This is a genomic window from Luteimonas sp. 8-5 (assembly GCF_029763755.1).
Lineage (GTDB): Bacteria > Pseudomonadota > Gammaproteobacteria > Xanthomonadales > Xanthomonadaceae > Cognatiluteimonas.
The window spans coordinates 1-12,363 of sequence record NZ_JARUVM010000068.1; the positions used below are offsets into that span (position 1 = coordinate 1).

Below are 12,363 nucleotides of genomic sequence, written 5' to 3' on the forward strand. Positions count from 1 at the left end.
GCGGCGATGGCATCGCTGCGGGCGTCGAGCTCGGCGCAGGTGATGGCGACGCCGTAGCCGCCGTCGGGCCCGGGGCAGCGCATCGCCACCTGGCCGGGGCGCTCGCGCGCCAGCCGGGGCAGCGCCGCGGCGATGTTGCAGGGCTCGGTCATGCTCGATGCGGTCATGGCGCCCATTGTCGCCTGTCGCGCCACCCCCTTGCGCGCGGCCGCCGAAGCCTCAAAATCGCGCCCTTGTCCACTGCCCAGCCGGCGGCGCCATGCGTCACCCCTGCCTGACCTGCGGCGCCTGCTGCGCCCACTTCCGCGTCAGCTTCCACTGGTCCGAGGCCGATGCCTCGCTCGGTGGCACCGTGCCGATCGAGCTGACCGAGCCGCTGCGCCGGCACGAACGGGTCATGCGCGGCACTTCGCAACCCTCGCCGCGCTGCATTGCCCTGGATGCGGAGATCGGCGTGCGTTCGCGCTGCAGCATCCATCCGATCCGCCCCAGCGTCTGCGCCGCCGTGCCTGCGTCCTGGGAATTCGGCGCGCCCAGCCCGCAGTGCGACAAGTCGCGCATCGCCCACGGGCTGGCGCCGCTGACGCCGGCGGATTGGGCGTGGGACGAAGCGGCCAATGACGGCGACGATCCGGACGACAACGGCAACCTGCCGCCCATCGCCGCGTAGTCGCGCTCAGACGATCGGGTTGCGGTCCAGGAACCCGCGGATCGCCGGCACCAGGAGTTCGTGCCGGTCCTCGAGCACGTAGTGGCCGGCATCGTCGAAGGCGCGCACTTCGGCCTGCGGCAGCGCGGCGCGGAAGCCGTCGAGGAAGTGGCGGTCGAACACGAAGTCGGCCAGGCCCCAGCCCAGGAACGCGGGCCGGTCGGCGAATTCGTGCAGGCGGCGGCCGGCCTCGGCCACCAGCGGCCAGGCGCGGTCGCCCTCGCGCAAGGGGATGTCCTGCATGAAGCGCAGGGTCGAGATCGCGTTGTCCCAGCCGTCGTACACGCCGCTGTAGGCCTCGCGCACCGCGCGTGGCAGCTTGCGTTGCGTGCCGAAGCGGGCGGCGCCGCGCGCGAACAGGTTGAAGCGGCGGATCAGCCAGCCGCCGACGCGCGAGTCGCGCCCCAGCGACAGGCGCCACGGCATCGCCTTCGCCGCCGGCAACGGGAACGCAGCGGTGTTGAGCACCACCAGCCGCTTCACCCGTGGCATGTGCGACAGCGCCCAGCCGAAGCCGATCATGCCGCCCCAGTCGTGCACCGCCAGGGTCACCGGACCGTCGATGCCGAGCTTGTCCAGCAAGGTAGTGAGGTCGTCGACGCGCGACTGCAGCGTGTAGTCGTAGCGCGGCGAAGCGTCCGGCGCGTCGTCGGGCTTGTCCGACAGGCCCATGCCGACGTGGTCGGGAACGATGCAGCGGTAACGGTCGCGCAGGCCGAGCACCAGGTGCCGCCAGTAATAGCTCCACGACGGATTGCCGTGCAGCATGACGACCACTTCGCCATCCTGCGGGCCTTCGTCGAGGTACGACATCCGAATGCCGGGACGGATTTCGACCTCCCGCGGCCGGAAGGAGTAGCCGGGAAAATTCATCATGTTCATTTCAGCAAGGGCAGTTGCCCGCCCTGTTCGTCGCGCAGCACCTCTGCGCGTCGGATCATCTGCTGTACCTCGGAAACGGCATGCACGTGGATGAGCTCGACCTCCGGATGCGCATTGGCGAACACCCGGAAGATCTCGTCGGCGAAGGCCTGACCGACCGTGGTGATGTCCGCGAAGTCGAGCACCACCGTCCGGAACCGGTCCACGCGTTGCAGGAGGCGCTTGGCCTGCGAGCGCGAAACCAGGTTCTCGTCGCCGACTTTCGCCAGCCTGACCGGCACGACAGTCCTGGCGAAACTGTAGTCGTCCGGTCCGCTGGAGAACTGGTCGATGACCGCGCGGGCGGTTCGTTGCGAATCCGTTGCGATGCGCATGACTACCCGCGTCCCCGGACGTTCGTCGCCGTCGTCCAGAAGATCCTGGTCGTAGGCCATGTCGTGGTCGAAGACGAGGCCGCCCGACTCGATGCGGTAGACGTCGAACATCCGCGAGGTAAAGAAGATGCCTTCGCCGCTGTGTCGCTGCGGATCGGTGGTCAGCTTGCCTTTGGACAGCTCGAGCAACGCCAGGCGCTCATCCGGCAGGTCGAGCGCGCGCGTGATCTTGCGGAAGATGCCGATCCCGTCGTCCGACACTTCCAGCCGCAGGCATCCGTCGCTGCAGTCCATCGACACGCCGACCGTTGTCGCCCCGGAATGGTCGACGGCGTTGTTGACCATTTCCGTGACGCCGTGCTGGCCGATGTCGAGGATGTTGCGCGGCAGGAAGTCGAGCAGCGGGAAGAGATCGGCGAACCAGACCCGGTCGTCGGCCAGTCCCGCGCGCTCATAGCTGCGTTGCAGTCGCCGGTTTCGTCCCAGCGCATAACGCGGCCGCGTGCTCCCCGATTTCGCCAGGTAATTGCCGGCCATCAATCGCTGCACCCGCTGGTGCACGCGTTGACGCGACAGACCCAGCTGCGCGGCGACCATGCTCACCAGATCCTGCGGGTGCTCCGCCACGGCCTTGAGCAAGGCAGCATCGATCTCGGGTGAGCGGTCGGGCCGGGGCATGCCGTGATTGTAAACTTAAGCTGGCTTATTGACCAGTTAAAAACAGCTTATTGTCCAGCAACCAGCAGCCGACCGACTACCAGACCACCTCTGCCATCGAGCAGTTCAGCCCGGAACCGATGCCCAGCAGGGCGATGCGGTTGCCCTTCTTCAGGCGGCCCATCTCGCGCAGCTTGCTCAGCACGATCGGCACCGAGGCCGGGCCGATGTTGCCGTGCTCGCCGAAGATGGTCAGCACCTTGCGCGGGTCGATGCCCATCGCCTTGGTGAAGGCGGCGGTGTGCACCTTGCTCACCTGGTGGACCACGAACTCGTCCATCTCGCTGGCGACCCAGCCGAGCTTGACCCGGGCGACCTCGAAGGTCTTCTGCGCCAGCTTGATGCCCTCGACCAGCAGCATGCGGGTGTCGGTGATCATGCCGTCGAGGTTGCCGCGGCACAGCTTGTTCCATTCGGTCGCCGCGCGGGTGACGCCGCCCTTGTAGCGCGGCGCGCCCGGGGCCAGCTCTGCACGGGCCAGCACCATAGCGGCGGCGCCCGAACCCAGGGTCAGGGTCGCCATCTCGCGCTTGAAGTCTTCCTCGGTGGCGTCGGCGCGGGTGATGCGCTCGATGGTCTTCTCGTAGGCCAGGTCGGCGGTCTCGCCGTCGACGACCAGGGCGTAGTCGATCTCGCCGCGCTCGATCATGCGGCCGGCGATGTCCATGCCGTTGAGGAAGGCCAGGCAGGCGTTGGCCACGTCGAAGTTCTGGCAGGTGTCGGGCAGGCCCAGGTTGCCGCTGACGATGGAGGCCGTGGACGGCTCCAGGTAGTCGCGGCTGACCGAGGTGTTGACCAGCAGGCCGACCTTGTTGGGGTCGATGCCGGCGTCGGCCAGCGCCTTGACGCCCGCCAGGGTGGCGGCGTCGGAGGCCTGGACGCCCTCGTCCCAGAGCCGCCGGGCGTGGATGCCGGCGATGTCCTGGAGCACGTCGACCTTGATGCCGAGGCGGTCCAGGGTGGGCTTGAGGCGAGCGTTGATCTCGTCCGTGCCCAGCCGGCGCGGGGCATCGATATGGGCCAGGCCGGCAATGGCGACGTGCTGGAACAACATGGGCGTACACCCGGAAGCTTGTGGGAACAAGCCAGTCTAGCATCCACGCCGTCGAATCCCGGTCACAGGCCCGGGCTGGAGGCGCCGCGCGTCAGGCGTCGGTCATCCGCCGCAACGCCAGACCGTGAACCGCTGCGTGCCGTCCTCGAAGCCGTCCAGGGGCTGGACGACGTTGCCGCCCAGGCCCGGGGCCTCGTTGCGGGCCAGGATCTCCAGCTCGTCGCGGACCCGCAGGCTGTTGCGCTCGTAGAACCCGACCTTCTCCTTGACCGAGACCTCGACCTCGCCGCGCTGTTCGCAGCCCGAGGGCGTCGAGGCGACCACGCGCACGGCCTTGGCGCCGGGAGCCATGTGCACCCAGGTGCATCCGGACAGGGCGGTCAGGACGGAAGCGGCGAGGGCTGCGGGAATCAGGCGCAGGTCGGGGTTTCCGGAAAGGAAGACGCACCGGATTGTGGCCCGGTGCGCCTGAACGGTACAGCGTTACGGCCTGGCCTTGCCGTCGGCGTCGATGACGGTGACCTCGCCCAGCGCGAGGTCGCGGATCGGCTGCTCGATCTTCGACAGGTCGCCGACCACGACCCAGGTCAGGGCGTCGGGGTCAATGGCCTTGGCCGCCTCGGCGACCTGTTCGACCGTCAGCGCCTTGATCTCGGCGGCGTGGCGGGTGACGTAGTCGTCCGGGCGTCCGTACTGGACGATGTCGCCGATGGCGCCCATCACCGCGCGCGCGGTCTCGACCGCACCCGGCAGGCCGCGGATCTCGGAGGCCTTGACCTTCTCCACCTCGTCCGCGCTCGTCGGCGCCTTGCCGCTGGCGAACTCGCCCACCTCGCGCGCGATCTCCTGCAGCGCGGGCACGGTCTTGTCGATCTGCACCGGCGCGAACGCCAGCCACGGGCGCTGGCCCAGGGCATCCTGGGTGAAGCTGTAGGCGCCGTAGGCCCAGTGCTTGTCCTCGCGAAGGTTCATGTTGAGGCGCGCGGAGAACTGGCCGCCGAGCACGGTGTTGGCGAAGTCGAACGCTGTCGTGGCCGGGTCCTTCGTCGACGGCATCAGCTGGCCGGCGAAGATGTTGGCCTGGATCGCGCCGGGCTGGTCGATCAGGAACACGCGCGAGGCCGCCGGACGTTCCACTGCCGGGATCGCGCCGGCCTTCGGCGCTTCGCCCTTGCCCTGCCACTTGCCGAACACCGCTTCCAGCGCGGGCTTGATCTCGGCCATGGTGGTGTCGCCGACCACGATCAGGGTCGCGCCTTCCGGACGCACGTATGCGTCGCGATAGGCGACCAGGTCGTCGCGGGTCAGCGCTGCGATCGATGCCTCGGTGCCGGTGCCGCTGAGCGGGATCGCATAGGGATGGCCTTCGCCGTACAGCAGCGGCGGCAACACGCGCAGGGCGGCGCCGTTCGGACGCGCCTTCTCCTGGGCGATGCCGGCGATCCAGGTCGCCTTCACCCGGTCGATCTCGGCCTGCTCGAAACGCGGCTGGCGCAGCATGTCGGCGAACAGCTGCAGCGAGGGGCGCAGCTTGTCCTTGATTGCCGACAGGTAGGCGCTGCTGCCGTCGAGCGAGGCGCTGGCACCCAGGCTGGCGCCCAGCGATTCGGCGCGGTTGGCGAACTCCAGCGCACCGAGGTCGCCTTCGCCCTCGTCGAGCATGCCCATGGCGAAGTTGGCCACGCCCAGCTTGTCCTTCGGGTCGGAGGCGTAGCCGCCGCCGAACTCGTAGCTCACCTGCACCACGGGGATGTCATGACGCTCGGCCAGGATCAGCGTGCTGCCGTTGGACAGCTTCGCGCGCTGCAGCGCCGGGAAGGTCAGTTCGGGGAAGGTATCGACCGAGGGCACGCCCTTGCTCCGGTCGATGTCGCTGGGCAGCGTGGTGAACTTCGCATCGACCGGCGGCAGCTCCAGCGAAGCCGGGGTCACGGCCGGATCCTCCGGCAGCGGCGTGCGCTCGCCCGGGCTCACCACCAGGGTCAGGCTGCCCTTGTCGAGCCAGCGGTGGGCCGTGGCGAGGATCTCGTCGCGGCTGGCGGTCTCGATCACGCGCAGGCTGTCGCGGAAGCAACCGGGGTTGCCGGTGTAGACGGCGCACTCGGCCAGCGCGTCGGCCTTGCCGCCGAAGCCGCCGATGCGTTCGATGCCGCGGATGAAGCCGGCCTTGAACACGGTACGCGCCTGCTCCAGCTCGCTGGCCGTCGGGCCGTCGCGCAGCAGCTTCGCCACTTCCTCGTCGATGGCCTTCTCGACCAGCGCCGGGTCGACGCCCTTGCGCACGTTGGCCACGATCATCAGGCCGCCGTCGAGCTGCGAGGCGCTGGCGCTGGCGGAGATCGAGTCAACCAGCTTGTCCTGGTGCAGCAGGCGCTGGTCCAGGCGCGAGGACTTGCTGCCGCCCAGCACCTGGGCGAATAGCTGCATGCGCTCGACGTCCGGGTCGCCGTACTTGGCGATGTTCCAGCCGCGGTAGATGCGCACCTGCGGCACGTTGTCCTGCATCTCGATGCGCTTGGGCGCATCGAGGGTGACGATGTCCGGCGTCGGCTTGGACATCGTCGGCGAAGCCGGGATGTCGCCGAAATACTTCGCGACCTTCTGCTTCGCGGTCTCGACGTCGATGTCGCCGGCCAGCACCAGCACGGCGTTGTTCGGGCCGTACCAGGTGCGGAACCAGTTCTTCACGTCTTCCAGCGACGCCGCATTGAGGTCGGCCATCGAGCCGATGACGGTGTGGCTGTAGGGATGGCCGGCCGGATACAGCGCCTTGGTCATCACCTCGTAAACCTGGCCGTAGGGCTGGTTCTCGCCTTGGCGCTTCTCGTTCTGGACCACGCCGCGCTGCTCGTCCAGGGTCTTCTGGTCGATCGCGCCGAGCAGGTGGCCCATGCGGTCGGATTCCATCCACAGCGCCATGTCCAGCGCCGTCGTCGGCACGTTCTGGAAGTAGTTGGTGCGGTCGGAGTTGGTGGTGCCGTTCATGTTGGTCGCGCCGACCTTCTCGAACGGATCGAAGAACTCGCCCGGATGGTTCTCCGAGCCGTTGAACATCAGGTGCTCGAACAGGTGGGCAAAGCCGGTGCGGCCCTTCGGCTCGTCCAGCGAACCGACGTGGTACCAGATGTTCACCGCCACGATCGGGGCCTTGCGGTCGGTGTGCACGATCACGCGCAGGCCGTTGGGCAGGGTGAACTCCTCGTAGGGAATGTCGACCGTCGCCGTGGCCTTGGTTGCCTTCGCCGCCTCCGCATGCGCGGGCGGGGCGAAAAGGCCGCCTCCAAGCGCGGTGGTCAGCGCAAGGGCGAGCAGGCCCTGGCGCAGGAATGCCGCCGGGCGGGACGTGGCATGCGAACGGGTGGGTGACATCTGTGGCGCTCCTTGCTGTGAAGGCCGGCATCGTAACTCGTTGGCGCAGCGGCCAGCCCTGCCATTGGTCACCGGAAACCGGTTGCAGGCGGCATACTGGCGGCCATGGACTTCCGCAATTGCCTTGTGACCGGTGCGAACCGCGGACTCGGGCTCGAGTTCACCCGCCAGCTGCTTGCGACCGGGGCACACGTGGTTGCGACCTGCCGTCACCCGGGCAAGGCGACCGCGGTCAACGCGCTCGCCGGCGAGCACCCCGGTCGATTGCGGGTGATGCCGCTGGACGTCGCCAACCCGAAGTCGATCGCGGAAGTCGCGCGCGAACTGCCGCTGCTCGACGACACCCTGCGCATCGACCTGCTGGTCAATTGCGCCGGCGTGCTGCATTCGGGCGAGCGTTTCGGCAGCCTCGATCCGGCCGTGGTCGAAGGCAGCTTCCGCACCAACGCGATGGGGCCGCTGCTGCTCACGCAGGCACTGGCGCCATGGCTGGCCGATGGCGGGCGCGTAGCCAATGTCAGCAGCGTGCTCGGCTCGATCGCATCGGTGACGCGTTTCGGCACGCCCAGCTACAACATCAGCAAATGCGCGCAGAACATGGCCACGGCGCTGCTCGCGCAGGCGTTGCAGCCGCGCGGCATCGCGGTGCTGGCCTTGCACCCGGGGTGGGCGCAGACCGACATGGGCGGCGAGAAGGCGACCGTGCCGGTGGCCGATTCGGTAGCCGGCATGTTGCGCGTGGTCGCCGACGCGACCGCCGAAGACAGCGGCGGCTTCCGCGACTGGCAAGGCCGGACGCTGCCCTGGTGAGCGCTCCTCCAGGCATGTTCCCGCCCGGCATGTTCGACGTCGTCCTGCACCAGCCGAAGATTCCGCCCAATACCGGCAACGCCATCCGCCTGTGCGCGAACAGCGGTGCGCGCCTGCACCTGGTGCGGCCTCTGGGTTTCTCGCTCGAGGACGCGCAACTGCGGCGCGCCGGGCTCGACTACCACGAGTACGCCAGCGTGCAGGTCCACGACACGCTGGAGGCGGCGATCGCCGCGATCGCGCAACGCGACGGCGCGCCGCCGCGTGTGTTCGCGCTCAGCACGCGCGGCGGCGTCCGCTTCGATTCCCCCTCGTTCCGCGCCGGCGACGTGTTCGTGTTCGGCAGCGAGACCGAGGGCCTGCCCGACGCGGTGCTCGAATCGCTTCCTCCCGCGCAACGCCTGCGCCTGCCCATGCGTGCCGGCAGCCGCAGCCTGAACCTCTCCAACACGGTCGCGATCGTGGTCTACGAGGCCTGGCGGCAGTCCGGATTCGACGGCGCCGCCTGAACACGGGCGTAAAAGTTCCCCGGATCGGCCCCCATGCCTTCAGGCGCCGTTGCAGGAGCCTGCGCAGAATCGTGACCACCGACAGCTTTCGATCCCCTCCCCCACGTCTGCTGCCGGCCTCACTACAACAATAGGAAGAGGTCCCGATGAAGCGTTCCGTTCTTTTGCTGGCGCTGCTTGTCGCAGCCCCGTTCGCGGCGTCCGCCGCCGACGGCATTTCCTACAACTACGTCCAGGGCGGCTACGTGGCCACCAACACCGACGGCCCGGATGCCGACGGCTGGGGCGTGGCCGGTTCCGCCGCGATCAGCAACAACTTCCACGTGTTCGGCGATTTCAGCCAGCAGGACCTCGACGGTCCGGGCAACATCGACTTCGACCAGTGGCGCGCCGGCATCGGCTACAACCACGCACTGAGCCAGAACATGGACCTGCTCAGCCGCGTCGCCTACGAGAAGTTCGATGCCGGCGGCGGCCTGGACAGCGACGGCTACAGCGTCGAGGCGGGCCTGCGCGGCGCAATGACGCCGCAGTTCGAAGGCTATGCGCTGGCCGGTTACGAAGACGGCGACGACTACGACGGCGAGTTCTACGGCCGGCTGGGCGCGCAGGTGAAGTTCAGCCCGCGCTGGGGCGTGGCCGCGGACGTCAAGTTCGTCGAGGACGACACCCAGTGGTTCGTCGGTCCCCGCCTGACCTGGTAAACCCTGGCCTGGTCAACCGCTCCGAACGTTGCGGTTGTTTCAATCCTGCGCCGGCGGCCTGAAAAGGCCGTCGGCGTATTCCGGTTTGCGGTCGCGCGCCAGCAGGCGCTGCAAGGCTTCCGCCGGAGTGATGTCGCCGTGCAACACGTCGCGCACGTTCTGCGCGATCGGCAGTTCCAGTCCATGGCGGTCGGCCAGCCGCATCACTTCATCGGCGGTCTGCACCGACTCGACCACCTGGCCGATCTCGCGCACCGCATCCTGCAACGACTGGCCGCGCCCGAGGGCGAGGCCGAGGCGGCGATTGCGCGACAGGTCGCCGGTGCAGGTCAGCACCAGGTCGCCCAGTCCCGCCAGGCCCATCAGGGTTTCAGGGCGTCCGCCGATGGCGGCGTTGAGCCGCAGCATCTCGTTGAGCCCGCGGGTGATCAGCCCTGTGCGGGCATTGAGCCCCAGGCCCATGCCGTCGGCAGCGCCGGTGGCCACCGCGAGCACGTTCTTCATCGCGCCGCCGAGTTCGGCGCCACGCATGTCGTCGCCGGTATAGGCGCGGAAATTCGGGCCATGCAGCACCGATGCGACCTGCTGCACGAAGCCGGCATCATCGCCGTGGACGGTCAGTGCGGTCGGCAGGCCCTGCGCGACCTCCTTGGCGAACGAAGGGCCGGTGACCACGGCCAGCGGCACGCCCGGGCCGAGCGTCTCGGCCGCGACTTCATGCAGGAAGCGTCCCGAGCCGGGTTCGAAGCCTTTCGTCGCCCACGCCACGCCGGCACCCTGCGGGCGCAGCGGTGCCAGGGCGTGCAGGGTTTCGGTGAACGCATGCGAAGGCACGACCACCAGCACCAGGCTGGCGCCGGACATGGCGGTGGCCATGTCGGTCGTGGCGCGCAGCGTATCGGGCAGGGCGATGCCCGGCAGGTAGTGCGGATTTTCGTGGCGCGCGTCGATGGCATCGACCACCGTCGCATCGCGCCCCCACAGTATCGTCGGGTGTCCGTGCCGCGCGATCAGCGCGGCAAGTGCGGTCCCCCACGACCCCGCGCCGAGGACGGCCACGGGTCCTGCCTGCATGCCCTGCGCCATGCCGGGTCAGGCGTTGCCGGCAGCTTCCGCGTCGGCCAGGCCGGAGCCTTCCTGGCCCTGCTGCGCGCGCTGGCGCAGGGTTTCGGCGTACAGGCTTTCGAAGTTGATCGGCTGCAGCAGGAACGGCGGGAAGCCGCCCGACTGGATCAGGTCCGCGATCGCCTGGCGCGCGTACGGGTACAGCGCGTTCGGGCAATGGGTGCCGAGCATCGCGTCCAGGCCGCGCTCGTCGAAGCCGGCCAGGCCGAACACGCCGGCCTGCTGCACTTCGGCCAGGTAGGCGGTCTTTTCGGCCATGGTGCAGGTCAGGGTCACGCCGAGCACCACTTCGAAGGCGTTCTCGGCCAGGCGCTGGACCTTCTGGGTCAGGTTCATCTGCAGCTGCGGCTGGCCCTGCTCGCCGAACACCTGCGGCGCGCCCGGAGCTTCGAAGGACACGTCCTTCAGGTAGATCTTCTCGACCGTGAACTGGGGGCCGGAGGCCGCGTTCTCGGGCGACGCGGCTGCGCCATTGGGGGCGGTGTCTTGCTCGGCCATCTGTAGAACTCCAACGCTCTATGCGGAAAAGAGAGGGATTATCGCACGCCGGGGCCTGGCGGCCCGTAGCCGGAAGGGCTAGCGGCCCTTGACCAGGGGCAGGCCGGCCTGCTGCCAGGCGCCGATGCCGCCGTCGAGCACGAAAACCTTCTCGAATCCGGCCTTGGCCAGGCGCTTCGCCGCGCCGCCAGCGGTCTGGCCGGTCTTGCACACCAGCACCACGGGCAGGGCCTTGGCAGGCGCGAGTTGCTTGTTTTCGGGGTCGAACTGGCTCATCTGCACGTTCTTCGCGCCGGGGATGTGCCCCTTCTCGAAATCGCCGATGGGCCGCAGGTCCACGACCAGGGCGTTCTCGCGATTGACCAGCGCGGTCAGGCCGGCGGGCTGGATGCCCTTGAAGCCGCGGAACAGGTTCGCGATCTCGTTGCCGATGATGGCAAGGGTGAGGCCGGCCAGGGCCAGCGAAAGGATGGGGTGTCGGGCCGCGAAGGCGGTCAGTTCTGCGAAGTCCATGGCGCGATTGTCGCAGGTCGGGCGGTGGCCGTCAGTCCTGCCAGAGGTCGGGCAGGCCGCTGGTGACCCACCAGGTTCCGCTCTCCGCGTCGTAGCGCCAGCGCTCCACGTAGCGCGCCTGCCGCGCCTGCTGGGTGTGGCGGTTGACCACGCCCAGCTCGATCTGCCGGGTGGCGGTGCCGTCGCCCACGCTCGCGCCGTGGTCGCGATAGGCGGTGATGCCAACCTGCTTGTAGCGTTCGAACGCCAACGTGGTCATCGGGTGCGCTTCGCGGTATTCCGGATCGACCATGCTCCAGGCGCCCTCGAAGTCGCCCCAGCGGATCGCCGCCGACCACGCGTACTGCGCTTCGCGCAAGGCGCTGCCGCGGTCCTTGGTGGTCGCGCAGGCGGACACGGCCAGCAATGCCGCCAGCGCGGCAAGCCAGGCCAGGGCGGACAGGAAGGTGCGGGCGTTGCGGTCTTGGCGGGTCATGGCTGCATCCTAGCCCAGCATCGCGACGTAGCGCGCACTGCCCACCGCCGACGCGCTGCCGTCTCCCGGCCCGACCCGGGACGCGATCATCAGGCTGGCCCGGCCGCGGCTGCGGAGGTCGGCGCAGGCGCTGTCCCAGTCGCCTTCCTGCAACCAGGCCTCGGCGTGGAGGTCGGCGAACAACGGCACGCGGAAGCGCACGTTGCTGTCGGCCACGTAGACCGGGGCTTCCAGCCCGGCTTCCTGCAACCGCAGCGTCACCAGGCCCCAGCCGGCGAGGGTCATCAGCGAGGAAAGGCTGCCACCGAACGCGCAACCCTTGTCGTTCACGTTGGCGGCCAGCGGCGCCTGCAGGTGCAGGCGCTCGCCGTCGTAGCCGGCGATGCGGGCCTGGATCGCGACCACCGGCGGCATGGACTGGTAATGCGCGGCAAGCTCGCGCAGGGCGGGGGTGTCTTCGGAACCGGTCATCGCGCGACTATGCCAACATTCGGGCCGTCGCGGCCACGCGCCGCATGCGCTGGACTTGGAATGGGCTTGCCGCTGGCCGGCTGCACGGTGGTTTCGCTGCGACCTTCCGGCGGCCACGCGGGGATGCGCCGCGCCGCCGCGAAGCAGGGCGCG

General features: G+C 69.0%; 14 protein-coding genes. 4 read left to right on the forward strand and 10 right to left on the reverse strand.

Annotated elements, in window-relative coordinates:
- The first annotated feature begins 259 nt into the window (after nucleotides 1-259).
- Entirely contained in the window at nucleotides 260-670 is a 411-nt protein-coding gene (locus QAA18_RS08515) for a YkgJ family cysteine cluster protein (protein ID WP_279412506.1), read from the forward strand.
- A 6-nt stretch (nucleotides 671-676) separates the two neighbouring features.
- Here the strand turns inward: QAA18_RS08515 and QAA18_RS08520 are convergent, their stop codons facing one another.
- The 5 genes from QAA18_RS08520 to QAA18_RS08540 form a co-directional block, all read right to left on the reverse strand.
- Complete coding sequence (locus QAA18_RS08520) at nucleotides 677-1,582, reverse strand: alpha/beta fold hydrolase (protein WP_279412517.1); 906 nt, start codon at nucleotides 1,580-1,582, stop codon at nucleotides 677-679.
- A gap of 5 nt (nucleotides 1,583-1,587) precedes the next feature.
- On the reverse strand, nucleotides 1,588-2,643 hold the full coding sequence (locus QAA18_RS08525; protein WP_279412507.1) for a DUF4325 domain-containing protein: 1,056 nt from the start codon (nucleotides 2,641-2,643) through the stop codon (nucleotides 1,588-1,590).
- A gap of 76 nt (nucleotides 2,644-2,719) precedes the next feature.
- Nucleotides 2,720-3,736 carry a 3-oxoacyl-ACP synthase III gene (locus QAA18_RS08530; RefSeq protein ID WP_279412508.1) on the reverse strand — a complete coding sequence of 339 codons (1,017 nt, stop codon included), beginning with the start codon at nucleotides 3,734-3,736 and terminating at the stop codon, nucleotides 2,720-2,722.
- A gap of 102 nt (nucleotides 3,737-3,838) precedes the next feature.
- Nucleotides 3,839-4,156, reverse strand: coding sequence for a DUF4156 domain-containing protein (locus tag QAA18_RS08535; protein WP_279412518.1), 318 nt, complete (start codon nucleotides 4,154-4,156; stop codon nucleotides 3,839-3,841).
- 63 nt (nucleotides 4,157-4,219) lie between these two features.
- The gene (locus tag QAA18_RS08540) at nucleotides 4,220-7,105 is read right to left on the reverse strand and encodes a pitrilysin family protein (RefSeq protein WP_279412509.1); all 2,886 of its coding nucleotides are present in this window, start codon (nucleotides 7,103-7,105) and stop codon (nucleotides 4,220-4,222) included.
- A gap of 105 nt (nucleotides 7,106-7,210) precedes the next feature.
- Between QAA18_RS08540 and QAA18_RS08545 the strand changes: the two genes are divergently transcribed.
- The 3 genes from QAA18_RS08545 to QAA18_RS08555 all read left to right on the forward strand — a co-directional run bounded on the left by QAA18_RS08545 (nucleotide 7,211) and on the right by QAA18_RS08555 (nucleotide 9,128).
- Nucleotides 7,211-7,915, forward strand: a complete 705-nt coding sequence (locus QAA18_RS08545; RefSeq protein ID WP_279412510.1) for an SDR family oxidoreductase — start codon at nucleotides 7,211-7,213, stop codon at nucleotides 7,913-7,915.
- 29 nt (nucleotides 7,916-7,944) lie between these two features.
- Nucleotides 7,945-8,424 carry a tRNA (cytidine(34)-2'-O)-methyltransferase gene (locus QAA18_RS08550; RefSeq protein ID WP_279412519.1) on the forward strand — a complete coding sequence of 160 codons (480 nt, stop codon included), beginning with the start codon at nucleotides 7,945-7,947 and terminating at the stop codon, nucleotides 8,422-8,424.
- 146 nt (nucleotides 8,425-8,570) lie between these two features.
- Nucleotides 8,571-9,128, forward strand: coding sequence for a diffusible signal factor-reguated Ax21 faimly protein (locus QAA18_RS08555; RefSeq protein WP_279412511.1), 558 nt, complete (start codon nucleotides 8,571-8,573; stop codon nucleotides 9,126-9,128).
- A 39-nt stretch (nucleotides 9,129-9,167) separates the two neighbouring features.
- Here QAA18_RS08555 and QAA18_RS08560 read toward each other — a convergent pair whose 3' ends face one another.
- From QAA18_RS08560 to QAA18_RS08580, 5 genes are all read right to left on the reverse strand, one after another.
- On the reverse strand, nucleotides 9,168-10,202 hold the full coding sequence (locus tag QAA18_RS08560) for an NAD(P)-dependent glycerol-3-phosphate dehydrogenase (RefSeq protein WP_279412512.1): 1,035 nt from the start codon (nucleotides 10,200-10,202) through the stop codon (nucleotides 9,168-9,170).
- Between the two features lie 18 nt (nucleotides 10,203-10,220).
- Complete coding sequence (gene secB / locus QAA18_RS08565) at nucleotides 10,221-10,751, reverse strand: protein-export chaperone SecB (protein ID WP_279412513.1); 531 nt, start codon at nucleotides 10,749-10,751, stop codon at nucleotides 10,221-10,223.
- Nucleotides 10,752-10,829: 78 nt separating this feature from the next.
- Nucleotides 10,830-11,264: a rhodanese-like domain-containing protein gene (locus QAA18_RS08570; RefSeq protein WP_279412514.1), complete on the reverse strand. Its 435-nt coding sequence runs from the start codon at nucleotides 11,262-11,264 to the stop codon at nucleotides 10,830-10,832.
- Nucleotides 11,265-11,295: 31 nt separating this feature from the next.
- A complete protein-coding gene (locus QAA18_RS08575) occupies nucleotides 11,296-11,739 on the reverse strand; it encodes a hypothetical protein (RefSeq protein ID WP_279412515.1) in 444 nt (147 codons plus the stop codon).
- A 9-nt stretch (nucleotides 11,740-11,748) separates the two neighbouring features.
- Entirely contained in the window at nucleotides 11,749-12,210 is a 462-nt protein-coding gene (locus QAA18_RS08580; RefSeq protein ID WP_279412516.1) for a YiiD C-terminal domain-containing protein, read from the reverse strand.
- Between the last annotated feature and the right edge of the window lie 153 nt (nucleotides 12,211-12,363).